Raw genomic sequence first — 24,055 nt, forward strand, 5'->3', positions numbered from 1 at the left:
ATTTTTCATTTAGATTTTTAAAACTTTTTTAGTTACAATTTAGTTTAAATAGATAAAAGAAGGCAAATTTATGAAATATGTTTACTTAATGCGTCACGGACAAACTTTGTTTAATGTCCAACATAAAATACAGGGCTTTTGTGATTCACCATTGACCACTCTGGGAATTAAACAAGCACAAACTACGAAAAAAGAATATTTTGAAAATGAACAGATTACTTTAGAAGAAGCTCATTGCTCCACTTCTGAAAGGGCGATAGATACTTTAAAATTAGTCACCAATTTACCATTTAAAACTCATAAAGATTTACGAGAATGGAATTTTGGTACGTATGAAGGTGAAGGAGAGCACCTTAATCCGCCTTTACCATACAAAGATTTTTTTGTTCAGTTTGGTGGAGAGTCTCAAGAACAAGTAGTTGCCAGAATTAATAAAGCAATTACAGAGATCACAGAATTTTCTTGCCATAAACAGATTTTAATTGTCTCCCATGGAGGTGCTATAGCTAATTTCTATAGGAAATGGGAAGAATACAATACATTTAAGCGAAAAGATCACATTCGGAATTGTGCCGTTTTAAAATATGAATATGAAGATGGTATTTTTCGTTTGCAATCAATATTTAATCCGAGCTGCTAAAATAAGCAAAAAAGGGAGATCAACCTAAACAGTTGATCTCCCTTTACTTAATTATCAATTTATTCCAAATTCAATGAACTCTTATCAAAACCAGCTGACTTAATCTTGTCATCAATTGATGGAGTACCAAGCCAAGTGATCATTTCCTTCATTGAAGCTGTAATTGCTTCCGTACCAGGAAGAAGAAGCTTACGAGGGTCATAACCCTTGTTGTCCTTGTCTTCATCTTTGTGGGCTTCAAAGTACTTACGAGTAGCAGCTTGGAAAGCCAATTGGAATTCAGTATTAATGTTAACTTTAGAAATTCCAAGGGAAATAGCCTTCTTAACTTGCTCTTCAGGAATACCTGAACCACCATGTAGTACCAATGGAACAGAAACTGCATCAGCAATTTCCTTTAAGCGATCAAAGTTTAGACCTTTCCAGCCTTCTGGGTAAACGCCGTGAATGTTACCAATACCACAAGCAAGTTTGTCAACTCCTGCGGCTACGAAAGTTTTTGCGTCTTCAACAGATGCTAATTCACCACCATCGGCTCCTTGGTTTTCACCAATTTTACCAATTTCAGCTTCAACTGAAATACCGCGTTCATGAGCCAACTTAACGATTTCCTTGGTTTTAGCTAAGTTCTCTTCAGTTGGTAAAGCATGACCATCAAACATAACGGATGAGTAACCAAGAGCAATACATTCTTTAGCAGCTTCAAAGCTACCATGGTCTAAGTTCAATACAACTGGAACAGAAATGTCCATTGCATCCATTTCATCTTCAACTAAGTCTTTAGCAACTTTATAGCCACCCATGTACTTAGCTGCACCCATTGAAACCTGAATTAAAACCGGAGTTCTAGTTTCTTCAGCTGCTTGCAAAATTGCACGTGTCCATTCCAAGTTGTTAGTGTTATAAGCACCTACTGCATAATGGTTTTTACGAGCATCCTTAAAGATTTGATTACCATTATCTAAATATGCCATTAAATATACCTCCTAATAAACTTACAGTCATATTGTATCGTATTAATTAAGCATTGAACAATCTTTTATTTGATGAAAACGTTATTTTTGAAAATTTTTACATTTCTTTAGGAGCATTGACACCTAATAGTCGCAAAGCCTCGGTTAAAACAATTGAGGTTGCTTGAACTAGTGCCAATCGAGCACTTATTTGATCATCATCAACCAACACTTTGACATTAGCATAATATTTATTAAACTTCTTAGCTAAATCAAGTGCATATTTAGCAATAATTGACGGTTCAAACTTAGCACTGCTGCGAGCAATGATTCGAGGGAAGTCGGCCAAAGATTTAGCAACTCCAAAAGACCAGTTATCATCTATCTTTATATTAGAAAGACCGGGTTTATGCCCTTGTTCAGCAGCCTTACGCAAAACGCTTTGAGCACGCGCGTTTGTGTATTGCACGTAAGGACCAGTATCTCCTTCAAAACGGACAACTTCGTCAAGATCAAAATCAAAGTTTTCAGTCCGCTCGTTTTTCAAGTCGTGGAAAATTACTGCTCCAACTCCCACATCATGAGCGACCTGGTCTTTATTAGCTAAATCAGGATTCTTTTGCTCAATTTGCTTTTGCGCCAAGTTAACAGCATCCTGTAAAACCTGATCAAGGAAAACTACATTCCCTTTTCTAGTAGAAAGCTTTTTACCATTTTGAGTAATTAAGCCGAAAGGAACATGATAAATTTCGTCAGCCCAATCATAGCCCATTTTCTTCAGAACGGTTTTTAACTCCACAAAATGCTGGGACTGCTCATTACCGACAACATAAAGCATTTTGACAAAATGATACGTATTTTGACGATAAATGGCTGCTGCCAAATCACGTGTTAAGTAAATACTAGTGCCGTCAGATTTCACAATCAAAGCTGGATTTTCATCTTTACCCATGTCAACAACTTGTGCACCGCGAGATTCATGCAAAAGTCCTTTTTCTTTTAATTCATCAATAACCGGCTGCATCTTATCATTAAAGAAAGCTTCGCCTTTATAAGAATCAAAAGTTACACCGAGTTCTTTATAAATACGATTAAAATCAGTTAGAGATACGTCACGGAACCATTGCCATAATTTAACTGCTTCGGGATCGCCATCTTCTAGTTTTTTAAACCAAGCACGTCCTTCATCATCCAGTTCTGGATGTTTTTCAGCCTCTTTGTGAAATTTTACGTAGTACTTAAACAAATTCATGATGGGGTCTTTTTTCACATCTTCTTCAACGCCCCAATGCTTATAAGCAGCAATTAATTTGCCAAATTGAGTGCCGTAGTCACCTAAATAATTAATTTTTATAGGCGTATAGCCAACTTTTGCCAAAGTTTTAGCAATTGAATTACCAATCACAGTCGACCTTAAATGGCCCATAGACATTGGCTTGGCAATATTAGGACTAGACATATCGATCGGAACATTGCCTTTTCCTAAGTTTTGATTACCAAAGTGCTCTTTTTGCTGCAAAATTTCTGCAAGAGTTTGTGAGATCAATCTGCTATGATCTATTGAAAAGTTAACGTATGGACCTACAGCTGTGATAGATGCAAAATCAGTGCTCTTTAGCTCACTGGCAATATTTTGTGCAATAACTGCAGGATTTTTGTGTTCCACTTTTGCCAAAGCAAAGGCTGGAAATGCATAGTCACCCATGTTTTCATTTTTGGGCCTTTCAATTAACGAACTGATCTGCTCTTTGGAAAGATCAACCTGTCCAGCAACCAACTCGACAACCTTATTCTTAAAATCCATTTTTCCCTCCTAAATGCCAAAAAAAGTCTCTCCTTCACTAACTTGAAGAAGAGACGAGTATAACCCGCGGTACCACTCTTTTTGATACAAAGTATCCGCTTATTAAATTTTCTAATTGGTCGGTTAGACACGCCTTCAGTCATTTTTCCAGCCTGACTCTCATCAATCTCAAGCTCGCTATATTGGAAAAAATGCCTACTACTTCTAACTACTTTCATCAAATGATTATAACAGCAAATAATGTCTGCGCCAAATTTTTTAGTTATTTTTGATAATTACCTTTGTGCCGGCAGGAATGTTTTCAACCAACCAACGTGAGTCGGGAACGCTTAATCTGATGCAACCGTGAGAAGCAGGCTTTACTCCCAACTTTTCAGCCTCTTTAATGTTGTATTTGCCATTACTTTTTGTCGGAACCGAATGAAAAAGATAAACATTTTCCTTGTCCCAGCTGGTCCAATTATTAGCGCCCTCGTTTAATTCAGGATTATAAAAAGAATCTCCACGATCATACTTTATTTTGTATGTTCCGGTTGGTGTTAACGATTTATTCTTTTTAAAAAGTCCTGCACTCGCTAACATGGTATATATTCTTTGATTGCCACGTAAAACATAAACACGATTACCTTTAAGCGATACTCTAATTTTCAAATTGTTTTCAGAATGCTTTATTTTGGGATAAGGCTTAGTTTCACTCGCTTTTTTCCAATTGAAAGGAGAACGCAAGTCTTTAGGGTCTTGATAAGGACGGTAAGATGCAGCAGTTTTTATAACCACTGTTTTCTTGGCATCCTTAGTTTTATTATCCATTTTGGGCTGAGTAGGCATGAAAACTCGCGCAAGACTGATAGCGCATATTAGAATAATACAAAAAGCAGTAAGAACTTTTAATAGACTTTTTTTCATATAATAACTTTTCTCCAAATCATATTTGTGTTTCAACGGAAAATCTATCCTTTGTCAGCATATTGATTCATCAACTGAGGCAATATTGCACTTATTTTAGTTGGGCGCACAACATAATCCGTTTCAGCAATTCTATCGCCAGCTAAGGAATGAAGATAAATTGCAGCCAGGACTGGATCTAGCGTGCCACCAAACTGTGCTATAAAGCCACCAATTATCCCTGCTAATGTATCTCCCATTCCACCAGTAGCCATACCAGGATTACCGCTAGTATTTACAAAAATTTCATTAGTACTAGTATAAACATGAGTGCGATTTGATTTTAAAACCAAAATAACATTTTGGCTAGGAAAAATCTTTTTTAAAGCACTCAAATTAGCACTATCAGTTTGATAAGGAATTCTAATTTGACTTAAACGCTGCCATTCCATTTGATGAGGTGTTAAAACGATCAAGCCAGCACTGGTCGGGATTAGCTTAGAGTCTTGTCCAATTAAATCCAAAGCGTTTGCGTCCAAAACTAATGTTTGATTTGAGGAAACATTCTGACAAAGAGTAAGCATCATTTGATGAGCAAAAGAGTTAGTTCCTAACCCTGGTCCGCAAACAATAACATCCATTTTAGTGATTAAATTTAGTAAGTTCCGATCACGCCAATCAATGAACATTACCTCAGGATCACGAGCATGTAGTGCATTCAAGTTAGCAGCATGGGTAGCTACTGAAATTAGACCTGCACCACTATTAAGCGCAGCTTCAGCTGCCATGATGATTGCACCACCATAATTTTCATTGCCCCCAATTAACAGGATTCTGCCATAATTACCCTTATGTGAATTACTGGGTCGTTTTTTAATTACTTTTGTCAAAATCTTTGCAGTTATTTCAGACATGATTGGCCTCCAAATAGCCAACGCCAAAATCGAATTAAAAAGTTAACTTTATTAGTTGATTGTAATGCCTGAGCAGGTAAAAGTAAGCCATTAGGCTGTTGCAGAGAAATAATTTTATTTTTACCGGCTTTAAAGAAATAGTAATTAATTCTTTGCCCCTCTTTAATGGGAGCTTCAACAACTTTTGCCTTTAAACCCACTTTAAATTTTGGACCATTTTGAGGCACCCAAATCAGACTTTTATTCTTCATACCAATATTTATTTGTCTGGCTTCTCCGTTGTGAACTTCTACATTAGTATGACCAATAATTACTTCATTACGCTGAAAGACTAGAGGCTGATAGTTCTGATAAACATAATCAAGTAACTTGCCAGTCTGAATAAAACGCGCTGGGTCAGTATTGGTTAAATGTTTTGCTCCCATGATGACTGTGATGATTCTGCCACCCTGATGGCGCGCGGTTGCAATAAAACAAGCACCAGCAGCATCTGTTGTTCCCGTCTTTAAGCCATCAATCTTAAACCGTTTGCGGTACTGCGGCAGCCCTTTTAGCATCCAGTTAAAATTGCTCATTGGTATTGCCATATTTTGGTCAACAAAATTCATTTTAGCAATGTTAGTAGTTTTAAGCACTTCCGGAAAATCTTGAATTAAATGCTGCCCAATGATTGCCATCTCTTTGGCCGACAACATATTTTCGGCATTTTTATCTGCATCCGGATAGCCATCGTTACCCACACTCTTGTTAGGCAAGCCGCAAGTCGTGTATATCTGATCGCTCTTAATACCCCATTTATTTAGTTGCTGTCTCATTTGCTTGACAAAAGCTACTTGGGAACCACTAACTGCTTGTGCTAGCATCATTGCAGCTCCATTAGCCGATTCAATTAACGTTGCCTGATACAACTGCCTGATTGTATAGGTATGCTTCATACGCAGTGGAACGTTGGAATATTCTCTGTTACTTGCAACAGAAAAGATTTGCTGAGTTGGCGTTACTTTAGTATCCCAGTTTATTTTATTCTGATCAATCGCCTTTAGTGTCAGATAGACAGTCACCAGTTTGGTCATCGAAGCTATAGGTAATTGCTTGTTAATGTTTTTACCATACAGCAACTGTCCTGTTTTACTGTCTATAGCAATTGCCGCCTTGGCATCAATGTTGACTTCATTTTTATTATAGTTATCAGGTAACTCTGGGGCGGCTTTTACATCCACAGGAACCACTAAAAGTAATAAACTGATAAAAATTAAAATGATCGCTTTAGCTTTCTTTTTCAAGTACAAATCACCCTTTCCTGATTTTTTTTAATTATTTTACGTTTTATGATTACATTTTACCAAATTTTTGGTATGATTATTACTGTGCTAAAAATAATAAGCCCCGATGGCGGAATTGGCAGACGCGCAGCGTTCAGGTCGCTGTTTAGGTAACTAAGTGAAAGTTCGAATCTTTTTCGGGGCATTTGTGTAGGAAGAGCTAATCTCTAGGGATTAGCTCTTTTGCTATTCTGATACTTTTGCGATGCGCAAGCAATAAAAGTGAAAGCTCCAAAGACCCTGACTCCAACTTAACTACTCGACTCTGATGAAACCAACATCATAATCCTTATATGTTGCAAACAATAATATATTTTTAAAAATTTTTTTGTGTGGGATGCTTTGAATTTGATTTTTCCCATATTGATATTGTAACTAGTATTTTTATAATAAAAAATATTTTAATATGTACTTTAATGATTATTTTGTATTAAAATTAATACAAAAGGAGGCACAGTCATGCAAAAACGATTAACAAAATCCCAGGATAAAGTTATATCCGGCGTATTTGGCGGTGTGGCAGAATATTTCGGTTGGGATAAAGCGTGGACCAGAATTGGTGGTGCAGCATTAATACTATGTACAACCTTTCCCGGACTGCTTTTATATATTATTGCTGCTATTGTGATGCCTGAAAAAAATCGTCATGATGATACTCTTGATGGTGAATTTCATAAGCCTTAAACTTATTGTAAAAATATAAATTGAATTTCAACACGTTATTTAAGCCTTTCAAAACTAAATTAATGTGAGATCAGCTAAAAATCCAAGTATATATGGGCAAAACTGCTCATTTATACTTGGATTTATTTTTTAGTTAAGTTGACCTTTTTTTAATTAAAGAATATGATTTAGACAATAATTTACTTAAAGAAAGGTTAGCGTATTATGAGCTTAGACGTTAATATACTTCCCTCCGACTATATTGATTTGTCTATTGGAGATTTTCGTTCTGGAATAAACAAAAGAATAATTGATAAATTGGTAAAAAGAGTTGAGCATGCTGGAAATGGATATACTCCGGGTTTGGGACTGCCTAAACTGAGAGAAAAAATTGTGTCATACTACAGTGAGACTTACGGTATCAAGGATATTGACATCAATAATATTCAAATCACCGTTTCATGTCTGCACGGTGCTTTTTTATCATTAAGATCTATCATCAAAAATAAATCTGATGAAATTATTGTTATTGCCCCATTTTTCCCTTCATACTTAAATTTAATTGCGGGAGTGGGCGCAACTCCAGTAATTGTTAAATCAGAGGCTCCTACTTTTGCACTGCCAATTGAGCAAATCAAAAAAGCCGTCAATGCAAATACTAAGGCCATCATTATTAATTATCCTAACAATCCTACTGGAGCCAGTTTGTCGCAAACGGACCGGGAATTCTTGAATAATCTCTGTGAAGAGAAAAATATTTTCGTGGTTGACGATCATGTTTACAGCGATTATCCCTGTAAATATCAATACCAGCCAATCTCAACTGATATTTCCCATCAAATTTTAGTAAGCAGCTTTTCCAAAAGTTTTGCCATACCAGGAATACGTCTTGGCTATGTCATTGCACCAGCCAATATTATTGAGCGGGACGGCTTTTATAATGAAGGGATCACTTTCAGTGCCCCAACTATTAGTCAATTCATTGGGGAAATAATTTTGGAAGAACCAGAGAAATATACCCACCATATTGAGGAAATTAAACAGACCGGTGCAGAATTAACCAGACTTTTTGCTAAGAGTAAGTATTTTCCTTGCTCCTCATACATGGGTGGCTTATACATGTTTATTGAAGTACCAGAAACCATCAAGGACATTGACCTATACTATAAATTGCTGGAAAAACACTTTCATGTAATTGTGGCCAAGGGAAGTGATTTCCAATGTTCAGACAGATACTTCAGAATTTCTCTTTCAACCGAAAAAGGAATTTTAGTAAAAGGTGTACAAAAAATTATTGATTGTGTAGATTACACTTTGAATTATAATAAGTAGCACGTATAAAATTACAAGAATAATTTAAAGATTATTATATTAAAAAAGCTCAGCAAGCGCCAGAGTTCATTCTAGCAGCCTACGAGCTTTTTCATTTTTTCTCACATTTTACGTACTTCATAATTAATCTTAAGTTTTTTAGTTAAATAAAATAAAAAATGATACCGAAAGAATATCGGTATCAAATTTAATTATATTGGGGTTTGTTTAAGCACGAATGTGCAGTTTTTCCAATATTGGAATGATTTTATTGCCTAAAATTTTCTGTGCTAAATTAGACTTGATAGCCGCAAAGCCATAAAACAAGCAACCCACAACGACCGCGACAAAAACAATGACGAGTGACTGTAAACTGCTTGCAGGACTTAAGAACAACTCCAGTCCTTTTTCTACTGCCAAAACCAGCAAAAACATGATAACTGAAAATGCAGTAATGCCAATAAAACGTCGTCTTGTACGATCCTGATTGAAATTGTAATTAATCTTAAGGTGTTCTATCGCCATAAAGATAATGACAAGCATTCCTAAATTAGTGGCAATCAATGGGCCAAATATTTTAAAGACATAAATCATGGGGTATTGCATTAAAATCTTAATGATTAACCCTAATACTAAATATTTAATTGCAAGTCCATTTTCCGATAGGCCCTGTAAAATAGCCATTAATACCGTAAACAAGCCCAAACTAATAGCTGTAAAGGAAGAAAGGTAAAGTACATTTGATCCTAGTTTGTCATATCCGTAAAAGATGGTATAGATTGGTGTAGAAATCGCAGCCATGCCAAAGGAAGCGGGAATCATGACAAATAGAAATAAGTCTAAAGTATTACCAATTTGGTCAGAAATTGCACGAAAATCATGCTTAGTGTGAGCTGCAGACAACAAAGGAATTGTTGTCACTGCCATTGCACTTGCTAAAGACACAATGATCATTATCAACTTATTGGCATTAAGCGCAAATAATGCATACCAAGTTTCAATTGTATTATTAGTTGCGCTAACTAAACTGGAGATAATTGGGTGAAAGCTATATTGGTCTACCAGATAAAAAAGTTGAATACCTGCATCAATAATTATAAAAGGAATTGCCTGGGCAATAATTTCAGCAAAAAGAGCAGAAGTTGAAACCTGTATTTCATTATTGGAATTTTCAACTAACTCGTTAAGTTTATTACGTCTAGACAGCAAAAACCACGTTAAAATAGCTATGCCAAAAACTGCTCCAATCGCAGCAGCCAAATTTGATTGCACCACCGCATCAACAAAATTACCATGCTGTACTTGCATAATAATATAAGCAGTTAGTAGCATCCAAATTACTCGTGCTAATTGTTCTACAAACTGGGACATTGCTGACGGCATCATGTCTTCGTAGCCTTGAAAATAGCCCCTCATAATACTTAATACAGGAATAATTAAGATGGCGTAAGACAGGCTTCTCATTACCCTTACTTGTCTTGGATCAATTTGTGAACCATTAGAAGCTAAAAAAGGTGAAGCAAAATACATCACTGCAGCAGAAATAATTCCTAGAAATACCATTAATATTAAGCCGCGATGAAAAAGCTTACGTCCAACTCCGTACTCATTAAGCGCATTATACTTAGCCACCTGTTTAGCAACAGCACCTGGAATGCCCGCAGTGGATATTAAAATAAAAATACTATAAATGTTATAACTTCTGGCAGTTAAGGCATTGGCAATATTACCATAGGGCGACATCCAATAAAACCATGGAATAATATATAGAGCACCCAAAATACGTGAGGTAATAGAGCCGAAAGTCATCCATGCACTGCCCTTAATAAAGGTATTTTGTGTATTTTGTTCAGATAAATTATTTTCTTTCATTAAAGTTCCCTAAATCTAGTCTACTAACTATATTATTGTGAATGAAAATGGGCAATTAACAACAAATATACTTTGCACTTTAGGAAAAATTAACTTTATTTAGCTACAATATTGACAATCTTATTTGGTACAACAATGACCTTTTTAATATCTTTGCCTTCTAAAAATTTCTGGACGTGAGGCAATGCCAATGCTTGTTTTTTAGCTTGATCTTTATCCATGTCAACAGCCGCCTTAAAATTGCCACGCAGCTTGCCATTTACTTGAACCATAATTTCGACTGTTGATTCAACCAGTTTGGCTGAATCATAGGTTGGCCATTTGGCAAAAGTTACGGATTGCTCATGACCAAAGATTTGCCAGATTTCTTCCATCATGTGCGGAGCGATTGGGGCTAAAAGCGTAATGAAACCTTCCGCATATTTTCTTGGAATCGTTTTTGCTTTTTGCGCAGCATTAACAAAGACCATTAATTGAGAAATTGCAGTATTGAAATGTAAGTCATCAAAATCTTCAGTTACTTTTTTAACAGTTTCGTTATAAATTTTATCTAAAGTGCCATCATTTTCAGCTACAATATTTTCTTGTGGTATGGCTTTAAGATCCAAATCATTAACAAACAGACGCCAAACTCTGTCTAAAAACTTCTTGGTTGAAGCAGGACCATTATCATCCCAGTCAATAGATGCATCAAGGGGTCCCATGAACATTTCATACATTCTAAGACTGTCTGCACCATACTCATCAATGACATCATCAGGATTAACTACATTGCCTTTTGATTTGGACATTTTATCATGATCTTTCAAGATTAATCCTTGATTGAATAGTCTTTGGAATGGTTCTTCATTAGGAACAACACCTAAATCATACAATACCATATTCCAGAATCTGGCATAAAGCAGGTGCCGGACAGCATGTTCTGCGCCACCAATATAAAGGTCAACTGGCATCCACTTCTTTAGCATTTCGTAATCAGCCAGCTTATTGTCATTATGTGGATCAACAAAGCGTAAGAAATACCATGATGAACCTGCCCAATTAGGCATGGTATTAGTTTCTCTTTTACCTTTCCGACCGTTTTTGTCAACTACATTTACCCAGTCCTTCAAGTTTACCAATGGACTTTCAGGTGTACCTGACGGCTTAATGTCAGTAGCGTGAGGTAAAACAAGAGGTAATTCATCTTCTGGAACCAATGTAGTTTCTCCATCTTCCCAGTGAATTACTGGAATTGGTTCACCCCAATAACGCTGACGACTAAATTCCCAGTCACGTAACTTGTAATTAACCTTTTTTTCTCCAGCGTGGTGTTCAGTAAGCCAACCAACGATTTTATCCTTTGCTTCTGCATTGTTAAGTCCATTTAAAAACTCTGAATCTATATGCGGGCCGTCACCAGTATATGCTTCTTGTGCAACATCTCCGCCCTTAATAACTGGTTTAATAGGCAAATTGAATTTCCGAGCGAACTCATAGTCACGGGTGTCGTGGGCCGGTACAGCCATTACGGCACCAGTCCCATAGCTAGCAAGAACATAATCAGCAATCCAAATTGGAATTTCTTTGTTGTTTACGGGGTTAATGGCGTAAGCGCCAGTAAAGACTCCAGTTTTGGTTTTATTTAAATCTGTTCTTTCAAGGTCGGACTTAGATTCAATTTGCTTAATATAAGCGTTAACTTCATCTTTTTGACCAGCGGTCATAATTTTTTGGACTAATTTATTTTCAGGAGCTAAAACAGCATAGGTTGCGCCAAATAAAGTATCTGGTCGGGTACTAAAGACATCAAATGTTTCATTAGAATTTTTAACCTTAAAAGTAATTTGGGCACCTACTGACCGCCCAATCCAGTTACGTTGCATTTCTTTAATATTTTCTGGCCAGTCAAGATTATCCAAACCGGCAAGAAGACGATCTGCATATTTAGTTATTCTCAGCATCCATTGCTTCATGTTGCGCCGATAGATAGGATAACCACCGCGTTCAGTCTTACCATCAACAATATCTTCGTTAGCAACAACTGTACCTAAATCAGGTGACCAGTTAACCGGTGCTTCCGCTTCATAGGCCAAACCATTTTTATACATTTGCTCAAATGTCCACTGCGTCCACTTGTAATACTTAGGATCGCAAGTTGCTAGTTCCCTGTTCCAGTCGTATGAGAATCCTAGAGTATTAAGCTGCCGTTTGAAATTGGCAATATTTTCAGTAGTAACAACTGCTGGGTCTTGCCCAGTCTGAAGAGCATACTGTTCAGTCGGAAGGCCAAAAGCATCCCAGCCCATTGGGTGCAGTACATTATAGCCTTGGCTACGTTTCATCCTTGCAATGATATCTGTTGCTGTGTACCCTTCGGGGTGTCCTACGTGAAGTCCCTTACCAGATGGAAAAGGAAACATATCTAAAACATAAAAATTCTTCTTTTTGGGGTCGTTACCTGTTTTAAAAGTTTGATTTTTTTCCCAGTAATCCTGCCATTTTTTTTCAACAACTTTGTGATTGTACATATTTTTACCTCATAAAAAAAGTCCTATGAAATTCTTTCATAGGACGAATAATCGCGGTACCACCTAAGTTCCACGCCGAAAGCGTGACACTTCTTGCCCCTTAACGCGGATAGCAAACGTTAGAATTGTTCCAGGCTCAGTTCACAATCTTTTTTCTAGTCTTGCACCAACCGACTTTTCTCTATAGAAAAATAAAACTGCTACTAGTTCCTGATCTTTATTTTTTGACCAATAATGATTATAATTTACCACAAATGCAAAAAAAAACAAGGGGAGAAAATTTTTGAACAAAACGATACAAACAAAGAGAGACACGATAATACCTGCGACCATATTTTTGATTTTGTACGCTATCTGGGCAATTTTAGTTGCTTCTGAAAATCAATTTATTCACAATTTTGACCAAACAATGATTAATATTATCTGCAACAATAATCCTATTATAATCAAGTTTGCGACAACTTTTACTAATTTAGGAAATACAAATGTAATCACAATTGAAACTATAATTTTGGTGATTGTTTTAGCACTTAGCAAAAGATTTGCATGTGCTGTTTTTACTGCAGGAACCATGATAGGTGCTAATGGCTATAATTGGATCATCAAGCATGCAATTGCAAGGCAAAGACCACTTACTGAACATCTTGTTGCAGCTCATGGTTACAGTTTTCCCTCAGGTCACTCTGTTGGCAGTGCTACTTTATTTGGAATTTTAATTGTTCTAACAATTTTATTAATCAAAAATAAAGCTGCTAAAACAGTATTATGTCTTGTTTGGGCTTGCTTTCCAATATTAATTGGTTACACCAGAATTTTCAGTCATGTCCATTATCCATCTGACGTAATTGGGGGTTTTCTAGAGGGAATCGCATTTCTCTTAATTGGATACTCCTTTCTTTACCATTATTATTTAGAAAGTCAAAGAGCACAAAGCAATTTATACTAAGTAAAAGGATTCAAACTGATTTAAAGTTTTGAATCCTTTTTTTGATATCAAAATCATTCTAATCTAGCGCTAATCGCTCAATGACTTTTTTGTAGGCTGGATATTGTTTGAGTAAATCTCCCTTTTTAAGCAGTTCAAAGTCGTGATAATCAAATCCTGGCGAAACTACACAGCTTACTAAACAAAAACTATCTGGTTTTACAACTTCCGAAGCAAAAATGGTATTCTTCGGAACTCTGAATTGCATTCTTTCACCAGCAGAAACATTTTTACCCAATTTAACGGCTGAATATTTACCTTCTGGAGTAATACAGTGAATAGTAATCGCTTCACCGTCATGGTAATACCACATTTCATCATGATTCAAACGGTGAAAGTGGGAGCAACTTGTGTCATCAAGCAAAAAATAGATGGAAGTATAATAAAAGCGCTCTGCTTTACTATCTTCATCATAAAACTGCTTATCACTGGCATAAACTTGCCTGAACCAACCCCCTTCTTGGTGAGGTTCAAGATTTAATGCTTTGATATAATCGTCACGTTTCATATTTTCTCCTTAACAAAAATTCAAATTATATATACAAATTTAACGCATTTTTTCTTTAAAGTCAGCTAGTAATTTTTAAAACAAAAGTTTAACTACTTATTAATTTTTCAATTTTATTAATTAAATTTACCCTTTGGATAATAAATATTATATGAATTTTTGATTGCAAAAAAGGAAATAATATTATATCATCAAGTAACAAAATATTTGCACTTAAAAGGTATTGTGTTATTGCTGTGATATTAATTTTAATATTAAAGTCATAAAAACTGCTAGATCAATAATTTTAATCTAGCAGTTTTTTTAAACCTAGATTAAGAGGTGACCAAAATGCCGTACATGAAGTTAAAAGTTAAGCAAATGCTCAAAAGTAAATTTACCTGGATCAGTCTGATAGCTATTCTAGTAGGTTGCCTCTCTTTTTGGACAAAGAATTATTATGCTAGCAAGTCTGACAGTATGGAACTTAGTACTGCAAAAGCTAATGTAGCTATTCAAAAGAAAAACGTCATATATTTTCAAAAAGAACTCAAACAGAAAAAATTAGATGAGGACAATAAGAAGCAAATAAGAAAAAGTCTAAAGGGTTCCCAATCAGATATAGCTGAAAAACAAAAACTCATTAAGGCCCTCCAGTCCAAAGATTGGCAAAAAGCCTATCCGATCATGATTAAAGAAGCTAAATTTTGGCTTGCTGATGCTAAGAAAAATGGCTCGAATAGTGAAGCCGTTGCTATAAGTAAACGTGATTTATTGGAACTGCAAACATTAGCCAAACAACATTTACCAAAAGAACAGACTATTAATCCAGTAAAAGGCGGTTTCTTTCTTATTTTTGTTATGGAACAATTCTTACCTATACTTGTAGTCCTAGCCGTTATTTTTGCTCTGGTAAAAATATTTGCAATGATTACTTTGACCGTATGAGGTTAGGCAACTTATTACCGCAAAATAGATTGGTATCAAGCGAATTTTCTACTGGTTCTTTAATGGGTTTCTGTTATTTTCTCGTTACCTTCTTGTTGATTTTTTTGATACCTAGTCTTTTTGCCGGAACTGGCAATTTTAACTATCCAATTGCGGGCATGAACCCTGTGACTAAAGAATATATTTTTATTCCAATGCATCAACTCTTGTTGCCAATTTTAATGTTAGAATTGTTAAGTTTTATCTTTATCTCAGGCATGGTGTTATTTTTCGTTCAGTTTTTTAAGAATCCTATTATTGCGTTACTTTTTTCTGTACTGGTATTGGTTGGAGGTATGGTTATACCACAATACATAGTAGCTGAACGGAGTTTTGCTCAGTTCATTCCGATGAGCTACTTCTTTGCTTTACAACCAGTGAATGGCATGTTTGGTATCAGTAATTCCTATGTCATCGCAGATGAAACGAAATTGATAACTTATCCGCAAGTAAATTTTACTAACGGTGTAATTGTTTTACTAGTAGGAATATTAATTCTTTTGCTTCTAAATTACTTTGTCGCCGAAAAAGCACAAAAAGGAATAAAAACAAGTTAACTTTATCAATATTATCTTAAAACGTCTAAACTATCTTTTTAATTTTTATATAAAGAGGTGAGAAAAATGCCATATTTTAAGTTACAAATCAAACAGGTGCTCAAAAGTAAATTTACCTGGATTAGCCTTTTAGCCATTTTACTCGGATGTTTTTATTTTTGGATAAAAAACTACAATTCTCGCTATATTAATCCGCGCATAATAGAAGCTAAAGAAAATATAGCTCTGGAAGAGAAAAATGTCAGGTATTATCAAAAACAGTTACAAAAAGCTAATTTGACCAAAACAACCCGCCGCAAAATTGAACTGGAACTGGCTGAAAATAAGTCAACTATGAAAGAATTTAAGACCTTAATTAAGGCAATTCAAACAAATAAGTGGCAGCAGGCTTATCAAATCATAATAAGGCAAGAAAAATACAATCTTGCTGATGCAAAACGTAATAATGCCAGTAAAGATAATATACTGGCAATTGAAAGTAATATTCAAAAATTACAGTATCTGAAACGAAATAACTTACCAGAAGAAAATGAGCACTATTCTGTTAAAGGTGGTTTTTTTATATTAGAAATGATGCAGGAAGTCTTGCCACCTTTAGCAGTTTTAGCCATAATTTTTATTCTGATCAAGTTATATTCGTCCGGTTTTTATGAACGGATGTGTCTAGCAAATCTTTTACCGCAAAAAAAGCATTTGCTAATTGAATTTGGCGCTGGTTCGTTAATTGGATTTGGCTATTTTTTATTAGCATTTCTATTGCTTTTTATTATTCCAAGTATATTTTTTGGTACTGGTAACTTTAAATATCCGATGATGGGCATAGACGCAGTAGCTAAACGGAATATCTTCATTCCAATGTATCAGTTGTTTTGCCCTACTTTAATTTTAGAATTATTTAGCTTTATGTTCATTGCAAGTGTGGTTTTGCTTTTCGTACAAGTATTTAAAAACCGTCTGTTGGCATTATTCATTTCTGTTCTGATATTAGTTGGTGGTATGGTTCTCCCACAATACGTAGTAGCAGCGAGAAATTTTGCTCAATTTATTCCTATGAGCTACTTTTTCTCCTTACAACCAGTCGATGGTATGTTTGGCATCAGTAATGCCTATGTCTTTGCAGATGAAACCAAATTAGTTACTTATCCAAAAGTTAATTTTACTAATGGCATGCTAGTTTTAGCTCTAGGAATTATTCTCCTGTTATTTTTAAACTACTTTATCGCGCAGAAAGCCCAAAAAGGGAGGAAAACAAAATGATTGAAATTAAAGATCTAAGCCTTACATTACGTGAACCTATACTCAAAAATGCCAATTTTAACTTTCAAAATGGCAAAATATACATGCTTCATGCACTTAATGGCACTGGGAAAACCAGCGTCCTCAGAACTATGGTTAGCTTACTGGCGCCAAGTTCAGGCCAAGTCTTGTTTGATGGTAAGCCATTCGCTAACGTCAAGAGCCAAGTTTTTTACTTGGAAACTTCTGACTGGTTTGACAAAAATCTTTCAGGTTTTGATTATATGCAATTTGTTAAAAACGAGTGGCATTCAAACCAGGATCTACAAGATATCATAAACCGCTGGGAAATGAATAATTACATCAAAACTGCAATTAGAAAATATTCATTGGGGATGAAGCAAAAATTGGTGGTTGCCCTTTACGAGTTAAGTGATGCCCAGTACTTACTAATGGATGAAATTAATAATGGCCTGGACAGTGATAGCCGGCAAACTCTTTATCAGGAATTGGCTAATTTAGCAAAGCAAAACAAGCTTATTATTATGGCTTCTCATTATCAAGATGAAGTAGCAGGAATTGTTGATGATACTTTGACATTAAAGCACCACCAATTAGTTCGAGGATAGAGCTATGGCCTATTTCGAATTACAATTTAAAAAAGTATTTAAAAATACTTTGACATGGCTAATTTTAAGTATAGTGCTAATATGTGCAGGGTTTATTCTAGGCTATAATGCTTTAAAAGGTGATCAAACTACAATCCGTTACCAAATAAACCAGGATTTAAACAAGCAGAAACAGTCCCAAGCTAATTTGCCCCCGGTTAAAAATCAAAATAGAAATGAGCGGCAGATATTAAAAGCCCTAGATAATGAAAATTGGGATCATGCATATGACCTGATGATTCGTCAAAACAACAGGCAAGCAGCGCAAGTCAAAATTGGTGGGGCTGAACTTAGACAAGAAATTAAGCAGAAAAATGCCCGTTTGCATGCTCTAAAAAAAGCAAATTTACCAGAACAAAATGAGCAGCATCCTAAACAGGGCTGGTTATTCCTATTTAAACTTTCAGAAGGATTTTTGCCTGCAATGATCATCGTCATGCTTTGTTTTATATTAAGTAATATTTTCGCATCAAAGTATGTTGATCATTTAAATCGTGCCGTGTTGTTACCAAACAAGCACAGTGTAACCCTAGATATCACTTTTGGATTACTAATTGCTTTTTCACTAACTCTTTTCAGCAGCGTTTTAATCTGGGGACTTTGCAGTCTGCTTTTTGGTAGTGGCTCACTCTCTTATCCAATTCAAGGAGTTATTTTGCCAGGAATGCTCAAAAATACTTATCAACCACTTTCTGTTTGGTTAAAGCCTGCGCTTGCTTTATCTACCTTAGCGTGCATCTTCATCGTGCTTTTGGTACAGCTTTTAGCTCAAATTACCCGTAATCAATTAAGTTGTCTTTTCTTAGCACTATTCATACTGTTAGGTGGTGTAATTTTACCATTTATTTTACAATCAACCTCTGGTGTTGAAGGAATGACTAAAACCGCAGTTGTGCAATACATACCAATGACTTATCTGCTTTCAACTCAGGTGGCAACTGGAAACTTAGCAACCAAATTTAACAACCCACAGCTTAATTTTATTTTTGGCTTTAGAGTTCTGATAGTCTCAATTGTCATGCTCACAATCCTTAATTTTTCATGGCCATGGCTTTCAAGGCAGATGAAGAAATTAGGTAATAATAGTCAAATAAGTTAAAAATAAAGGAGTCTGGGAGAAATATTTTTCCCGGGCTCTTTTGTTTTTTACTCTAAATAAATTTGTCTCATTTTAGTTTTAAAGTCAAGCGGCAGATCCAACCCTTTAATCAAATAATTGTCAAAATCACCATAATTTTGCTTAATAGTCTTAAAATATCTTTCTAAATAGGATTTTTGCACAGTTAAAGCCACAGCCACATCTTGTAATTGGGAACTGGTTAATTGGTCTCTTAAGTAGTCCAAAATTTCTTGATTTTCTTGTTTTCTAGCCGTTATTGTTTTTAAGTAATCAGCAAAAATTTGCTCATCACTCACTCCCAGGCTTTTCAAAATCAAAGCCGCTGCCACACCCGTACGATCTTTACCAGCAAAACAGTGAAAGGCAGTCGGCACTGGATCATTTATTAGTGTCAGCAAAAACTGGTGATAGCCTTTTTGTGCTGAATTTTGGAGTGCTAATTCTTCATAGGTGGTAAGCATATCCTCTTCAGCTTGATTGTTAGCAGAAATAATTTCATCTACACTTGCCTGATTAACTTGAGCGTCTTTTAAAACATCAATTACAACATAATCTAATCCTGACCACAAGTAATCCGGATATTGTTTTCTTTCTTCCTCACCCCTAAAATCAAAAACTCTCCTAATTTGATATTTATTCTGCACCTGTTCTTTTTGATAGGCGGTTAGATTATATAGCTGGCCACACCTAAATAAAAGTCCATCTTTGACCTTTCTTCCGTCAGCGCCAACATTTCCGCCTAAGGAACGCCAATTTGTAATTTCCCTTACCATTTTTACTGCTCCCGTTAAATTTTATTTTTAATAGTATTAATTATAATTTTTAAGAAAAGATATTTCTACTAAGGAAGACATTTTAAGCAAAAAACCGCTGGACAATTCTTCCAGCGGTATTATTTAAATTTTGTATTATTAATTATTACTATCTGCTTTTTGATAAATACAGTTAAAAATAACGGAGATAATAATTGCAGCAAGTGAAACGCAGTAAACACCTTTTAAGGCGCTAAACAACACTTGTCTTAATTGAGGTACTAAGTTTGCAGCCAGTTCTTGAGCCTTAGCTGACGAAACAATTTTATTCATCATACCTTGTGTCAAGTTGGGATGTTTAGCAAGTTGGTTTGCCACAATGGTATTAAAGGTAATACCAAAAATTGAAACCATCATGGTTTGACCTAAATATCTCATCAAGGTGTTAAAAGAAGTGGCTACACCGATATTTTCTTTAGAAACTAAAACTTGTGAGCGCACCTGTGAAGCAGTTAAAACTCCCCCAAAGGAAAAGCCATTTAAGGTAGCAATCACACAGAATACCCAAAACGGTGTGTGTATCGGCACAATCAGCAACATACAATCTGCCACTAACAACACTGCTAATAAGCCAAAGAAAGTTTTCTTAACACCCCAACGGCTTAACATACCGCCAATTAAAAATGATCCTACAACCCACATTACAGAGCTTGGGGTCACAGCAAAACCGGCAATTGTAGCAGATGTACCATTAATGCCCTGCATCCAAGTTGGAATATAAAATTCGAAGCCAATAACTACGCCGGCGACTAACAGCGTAATCATATTTACAGCTAGGAACTCTCTGCCCTTTAGCATTGATAGTGGCATTATTGGGTCTTCTGCGCGTTTTTCTTCATGATAGAAGATAACAGCACTGATAACGATTAAAGCGACTAGAGCGGCTAAAACAAGCGGTTTGATTGTTCCCAAATCTTGCAATGTGAACATCAAAGTCAAAAGTAAAACTATTAACCAAAATGTTCCCTTAATATCAAGTTTTGATTTTTTCTTATTTTTGGGTTCCTTTAGGAAAAAGATAATTAATAGTAATGCAATGATCCCTATTGGCACATTAATATAAAAAACCCAGTGCCACGAAAGGTTTTGCACAATAAAGCCACCTAGTAATGGGGCAATGACTGAAGCTACGCCCCAAAATCCTGAATTGAGGCCTAACATTTTTGTTCTTTTTTCAATACTGTATAAATCAGCAATGATTGTCATAGCTACTGGCTGAACTGCTCCGGAACCCAATCCTTGAATAACACGAAATAAAATCAGTTCAACCATATTTTGAGCTTGGCCGCAAAGTGCAGACCCAATAACAAATAACGCTATTCCAAACAAAAAAATTGGTTTACGTCCAATACTGTCTGCTAATTTGCCATATAAAGGAGTTGATACAGCGGTCATAAACAAAAATATTGAAACAACCCAATTCATAATTTCCAACCCATTTAGATCAGAAACAATTGTCGGCATTGCAGTAGAAACGATCGTACCTTCAATAGCAGTCATAAATGTGGTCATAAAAATCGCAATCATTACTACTCGTACATTTGTTTTCTTCAAAATTACAACTCCCTTACTTATGAAAAAAATTACTTATTTTCGTTAACAAAGTCTAACAATTCTTGAACTTTATCGGTCTTTTCCCATGGTAAATCTATATCTGTCCGGCCAAAATGACCATAAGCTGCCGTTTGCTCGTAAATCGGTCGTCTAAGATTCAGCATTTTTATAATACCGGCTGGACGTAAATCAAAAACTTTGCGGACAGCTTTGGTCAATAAATCATCGCTAACTTTTCCCGTTCCTGCCGTATCGATCATAACTGAAACAGGATGAGCGACACCAATTGCATAAGCCAATTGAACTTCACAACGTTCAGCTAGGCCTGCAGCAACTATATTCTTGGCTACATATCTTGCCGCATAGCTGGCACTACGATCAACTTTTGTTGGATCTTTGCCTGAAAATGCACCGCCACCGTGACGAGCATAGCCACCGTAAGTATCAACAATAATTTTGCGGCCAGTCAAACCTGAATCACCTTTCGGTCCACCAATAACAAAGCGACCCGACGGATTAATCAAAAACTTGGTCTTTTCATCCAGGTACTTCTCAGGTATTACTTTTTTTATCACCAGATCAATCATAGCCTGACGAATTTCCTTGTTAGAAACTTTATCATCGGTTTGAGTAGAAATGACCACAGTATCAACCCGTTTAGGCTTTTGCTTTTCATCATATTCAACCGTTACCTGAGCCTTAGCATCAGGCCTAAGCCATGTTAAAGTGCCATCTTTACGGAGTTTTGCAACTTGCCGCATTAAGCGGTGAGCTAGTGAAATTGGTAAAGGCATTAATTCAGGCGTTTCGTTGATTGCAAAGCCGAACATCAAGCCTTGATCACCTGCACCAATTTGATCTAGCTGATCATCATCAGATTGATTTTCACGTGTTTCAAGTGAATGATCAACACCTTGAGCTATATCCGGTGATTGTTCATCAATATCAATTAAAACGGCGCAATTATTGCCATCAAAACCAAGCTCAGGTTTATCATAACCAATTCTCAAAACAGTCTTGCGAACAATGCTTTGAATGTCAACATATGCAGTGGTAGAAATTTCGCCAAAAACATAGACAATTCCAGTATTGACAATAGTCTCGCAAGCAACATGAGCTTGCGGATCCTTGGCGATAATAGCATCCAAAATTGCATCTGAAATCTGATCAGCAACTTTATCTGGATGACCTTCAGAAACTGATTCTGAAGTAAATAAACGTTTTTCCATAATAGTCCCCCTATAGACAATAGCTATTCGGTTACAAGGCATCTCCGTTAAAGGATCCTCTCAGGACTTGAACCGATTTTTTTTACTCTTCGTTCTATATTTTTATATATTATATTGATAATAAAAAAGGCTACCGCATGTTCGGTAGCCATAGAACGATGGAGGATACAGGGCTCGAACCTGTGACCTCCTGCTTGTAAGGCAGATGCTCTCCCAGCTGAGCTAATCCTCCAAAGTGACCCGTACGGGATTTGAACCCATGTTACCGCCGTGAAAGGGCGATGTCTTAACCACTTGACCAACGGGTCATTGTTCTGAATCAAAGCACATTCAATAGTATACCTATTCTGAAAGAAAATGCAAGGATTCAATTTATTAGTTAAATCAATAAATAATGGCGGCGCGAACTTCCCTTCACACCACCATTATTATGGAGGATACAGGGCTCGAACCTGTGACCTCCTGCTTGTAAGGCAGATGCTCTCCCAGCTGAGCTAATCCTCCATTTTGTTGTTGTCTCTCGACCACTTCTAATAATTTAGCATAAGTTTCTTTTTATGTCTACACTTTTTTAAAAAAATTCTAGATTAACCTAATAGAAGCTATTTCTAACAAAAAAGCTGAAAAAATAACTATGCATGTTATTCTTCAGCTTCTTTAATTAAATATAGAGTTAAAGTTTAATACTAAAAGTATTGAATAAATAAAATTTCTAAGTAGTTAACATTGTTGGTGGACAATTTTTCTGAAGCGTCTTAAAGCTGCTACAGGATCTTTTGACTGATATATGTTACGGCCAAATACTATTCCTGCCGTTCCTGCACTAACAGCAGCTTCAGCCATTTTATCAGCTTCAGATTCAGCAATCTTCGAGCCACCGGCAACCATTAATGGTGCGGTAGAAATTTCTTGCAATTCTTGCAATTGTTCTGGCGTATCTGGATATTTGACCTTAATAAAATCAGCACCAATTTCTGCGGCCATACGAGTATTGATTTTCATTAAATCAAATTTCATAGTCCCGTCTTCTTCTTTTTCTTTATTTTTAATTGTTCTAGGTTCAATAATATGCAAGAGCCCGTATTTTTGACAAAGCTCATTTACTTCAAAGTTGCGTTTCATTTCTCTGGCTTCAACCTCAGGATTATCTTGTCCAATGTAAAGATAAGTCATTACACCTATTGCTCCACTTGAAAGGACGCGTTCAATTGAAGTAATTGATTCAGCAACTCCTTCGTCATAACCAACTTGATTTTTTGATCTTGAAACATTTTGCCAATCATATAATGCAATCATCTCAGGCGCATTTTTCCCAGTAAACAGTTGTTGGCATGCGGGAAGAAATCCCATTGGCATCAAAATTGCATCTGCTTCTCTTAAAGTTTCATTTTGCCTTTTTATTTCTTCTTTTGTAGCCATTCCTGGATTGGGTCCGATTAAAATACCATGTGCATACGCTACCATTACACATCGCTTTGATTTAGGATTCAAGAAGCGACTTAGTCTCAATTCTTTACCAATTTGATTTGTGCATTTAATTACCATA

The 24,055-nt window shown here is 35.9% G+C and carries 21 protein-coding genes, 4 tRNA genes and 1 riboswitch; of the genes, 10 read left to right on the plus strand and 15 right to left on the minus strand.

Translation table 11 applies throughout. The annotated features are described in order from the left end of the window. The first annotated feature begins 70 nt into the window (after window positions 1-70). Window positions 71-640 carry a histidine phosphatase family protein gene (locus tag H3R29_RS04625; protein WP_122026257.1) on the plus strand — a complete coding sequence of 190 codons (570 nt, stop codon included), beginning with the start codon at window positions 71-73 and terminating at the stop codon, window positions 638-640. A gap of 59 nt (window positions 641-699) precedes the next feature. Here the strand turns inward: H3R29_RS04625 and fba are convergent, their stop codons facing one another. From fba to H3R29_RS04650, 5 genes are all read right to left on the minus strand, one after another. Beyond that, a complete protein-coding gene (gene fba, locus H3R29_RS04630; protein WP_034980057.1) occupies window positions 700-1,614 on the minus strand; it encodes a class II fructose-1,6-bisphosphate aldolase in 915 nt (304 codons plus the stop codon). Between the two features lie 97 nt (window positions 1,615-1,711). Then, window positions 1,712-3,397 carry an arginine--tRNA ligase gene (gene argS, locus H3R29_RS04635; RefSeq protein ID WP_198202097.1) on the minus strand — a complete coding sequence of 562 codons (1,686 nt, stop codon included), beginning with the start codon at window positions 3,395-3,397 and terminating at the stop codon, window positions 1,712-1,714. A gap of 258 nt (window positions 3,398-3,655) precedes the next feature. Next, window positions 3,656-4,303 carry a L,D-transpeptidase gene (locus tag H3R29_RS04640; protein ID WP_174795420.1) on the minus strand — a complete coding sequence of 216 codons (648 nt, stop codon included), beginning with the start codon at window positions 4,301-4,303 and terminating at the stop codon, window positions 3,656-3,658. A 44-nt stretch (window positions 4,304-4,347) separates the two neighbouring features. Beyond that, a complete protein-coding gene (locus H3R29_RS04645) occupies window positions 4,348-5,196 on the minus strand; it encodes an NAD(P)H-hydrate dehydratase (protein WP_198202096.1) in 849 nt (282 codons plus the stop codon). Further along, window positions 5,184-6,485: a serine hydrolase gene (locus H3R29_RS04650; RefSeq protein ID WP_198202095.1), complete on the minus strand. Its 1,302-nt coding sequence runs from the start codon at window positions 6,483-6,485 to the stop codon at window positions 5,184-5,186. Before H3R29_RS04650 ends, H3R29_RS04645 begins: the two co-directional genes overlap by 13 nt. A gap of 94 nt (window positions 6,486-6,579) precedes the next feature. On the opposite strand from H3R29_RS04650, the gene H3R29_RS04655 reads away from it, so the two are divergent. The 3 genes from H3R29_RS04655 (at window position 6,580) to H3R29_RS04665 (ending at window position 8,513) form a co-directional block, all read left to right on the plus strand. After that, window positions 6,580-6,663 (plus strand) — tRNA-Leu (locus H3R29_RS04655). 314 nt (window positions 6,664-6,977) lie between these two features. Then, complete coding sequence (locus tag H3R29_RS04660) at window positions 6,978-7,202, plus strand: PspC domain-containing protein (protein WP_046325161.1); 225 nt, start codon at window positions 6,978-6,980, stop codon at window positions 7,200-7,202. 204 nt (window positions 7,203-7,406) lie between these two features. Further along, the gene (locus H3R29_RS04665; RefSeq protein ID WP_198202094.1) at window positions 7,407-8,513 is read left to right on the plus strand and encodes a pyridoxal phosphate-dependent aminotransferase; all 1,107 of its coding nucleotides are present in this window, start codon (window positions 7,407-7,409) and stop codon (window positions 8,511-8,513) included. Window positions 8,514-8,720: 207 nt separating this feature from the next. On the opposite strand, the gene H3R29_RS04670 is transcribed toward H3R29_RS04665, so the two are convergent. Together H3R29_RS04670 and leuS are read right to left on the minus strand one after the other, a co-directional pair. After that, complete coding sequence (locus H3R29_RS04670; protein WP_174795424.1) at window positions 8,721-10,364, minus strand: polysaccharide biosynthesis protein; 1,644 nt, start codon at window positions 10,362-10,364, stop codon at window positions 8,721-8,723. A gap of 95 nt (window positions 10,365-10,459) precedes the next feature. Then, the gene (leuS, locus tag H3R29_RS04675) at window positions 10,460-12,874 is read right to left on the minus strand and encodes a leucine--tRNA ligase (RefSeq protein ID WP_198202093.1); all 2,415 of its coding nucleotides are present in this window, start codon (window positions 12,872-12,874) and stop codon (window positions 10,460-10,462) included. Between the two features lie 283 nt (window positions 12,875-13,157). Between leuS and H3R29_RS04680 the strand changes: the two genes are divergently transcribed. Next, window positions 13,158-13,820 (plus strand): phosphatase PAP2 family protein, encoded by a 663-nt coding sequence (locus H3R29_RS04680; RefSeq protein ID WP_110446321.1) that lies wholly within the window; start codon window positions 13,158-13,160, stop codon window positions 13,818-13,820. A gap of 58 nt (window positions 13,821-13,878) precedes the next feature. Here the strand turns inward: H3R29_RS04680 and H3R29_RS04685 are convergent, their stop codons facing one another. Next, window positions 13,879-14,367, minus strand: coding sequence for a cupin domain-containing protein (locus H3R29_RS04685; protein WP_110446322.1), 489 nt, complete (start codon window positions 14,365-14,367; stop codon window positions 13,879-13,881). A gap of 330 nt (window positions 14,368-14,697) precedes the next feature. Here H3R29_RS04685 and H3R29_RS04690 point away from each other — a divergent pair, with 330 nt between their 5' ends. From H3R29_RS04690 to H3R29_RS04710, 5 genes are all read left to right on the plus strand, one after another. Then, entirely contained in the window at window positions 14,698-15,294 is a 597-nt protein-coding gene (locus H3R29_RS04690; protein WP_198202092.1) for a hypothetical protein, read from the plus strand. Then, window positions 15,291-15,890, plus strand: coding sequence for a hypothetical protein (locus tag H3R29_RS04695; protein WP_198202091.1), 600 nt, complete (start codon window positions 15,291-15,293; stop codon window positions 15,888-15,890). The genes H3R29_RS04690 and H3R29_RS04695 overlap by 4 nt, the downstream gene beginning before the upstream one ends. Before the next feature lie 66 nt (window positions 15,891-15,956). Then, complete coding sequence (locus tag H3R29_RS04700) at window positions 15,957-17,147, plus strand: hypothetical protein (RefSeq protein WP_198202090.1); 1,191 nt, start codon at window positions 15,957-15,959, stop codon at window positions 17,145-17,147. Then, a complete protein-coding gene (locus H3R29_RS04705; RefSeq protein WP_198202089.1) occupies window positions 17,144-17,755 on the plus strand; it encodes an ABC transporter ATP-binding protein in 612 nt (203 codons plus the stop codon). The genes H3R29_RS04700 and H3R29_RS04705 overlap by 4 nt, the downstream gene beginning before the upstream one ends. Window positions 17,756-17,759: 4 nt before the next feature. Beyond that, a complete protein-coding gene (locus tag H3R29_RS04710; protein WP_198202088.1) occupies window positions 17,760-18,893 on the plus strand; it encodes a hypothetical protein in 1,134 nt (377 codons plus the stop codon). 47 nt (window positions 18,894-18,940) lie between these two features. Here H3R29_RS04710 and H3R29_RS04715 read toward each other — a convergent pair whose 3' ends face one another. The 7 genes from H3R29_RS04715 to H3R29_RS04745 all read right to left on the minus strand — a co-directional run bounded on the left by H3R29_RS04715 (window position 18,941) and on the right by H3R29_RS04745 (window position 24,054). Continuing rightward, window positions 18,941-19,687, minus strand: coding sequence for a tyrosine-protein phosphatase (locus tag H3R29_RS04715; protein WP_198202087.1), 747 nt, complete (start codon window positions 19,685-19,687; stop codon window positions 18,941-18,943). A 138-nt stretch (window positions 19,688-19,825) separates the two neighbouring features. Further along, window positions 19,826-21,280: an MDR family MFS transporter gene (locus tag H3R29_RS04720; RefSeq protein ID WP_198202086.1), complete on the minus strand. Its 1,455-nt coding sequence runs from the start codon at window positions 21,278-21,280 to the stop codon at window positions 19,826-19,828. A gap of 29 nt (window positions 21,281-21,309) precedes the next feature. Further along, entirely contained in the window at window positions 21,310-22,509 is a 1,200-nt protein-coding gene (gene metK, locus H3R29_RS04725; RefSeq protein WP_198202085.1) for a methionine adenosyltransferase, read from the minus strand. Then, a riboswitch (SMK box riboswitch) is annotated at window positions 22,507-22,587 on the minus strand. It overlaps the preceding gene by 3 nt. A gap of 81 nt (window positions 22,588-22,668) precedes the next feature. Continuing rightward, window positions 22,669-22,741 (minus strand) — tRNA-Val (locus H3R29_RS04730). Window positions 22,742-22,745: 4 nt separating this feature from the next. Continuing rightward, window positions 22,746-22,817 (minus strand) — tRNA-Glu (locus H3R29_RS04735). A gap of 123 nt (window positions 22,818-22,940) precedes the next feature. After that, window positions 22,941-23,013: transfer RNA gene (locus H3R29_RS04740), tRNA-Val, on the minus strand. Between the two features lie 216 nt (window positions 23,014-23,229). Next, on the minus strand, window positions 23,230-24,054 hold the full coding sequence (locus H3R29_RS04745; RefSeq protein ID WP_198202084.1) for a class I fructose-bisphosphate aldolase: 825 nt from the start codon (window positions 24,052-24,054) through the stop codon (window positions 23,230-23,232). Window position 24,055 lies beyond the last annotated feature (1 nt).

The organism is Lactobacillus sp. M0393 (genome assembly GCF_016102025.1).
Lineage (GTDB): Bacteria > Bacillota > Bacilli > Lactobacillales > Lactobacillaceae > Lactobacillus > Lactobacillus melliventris.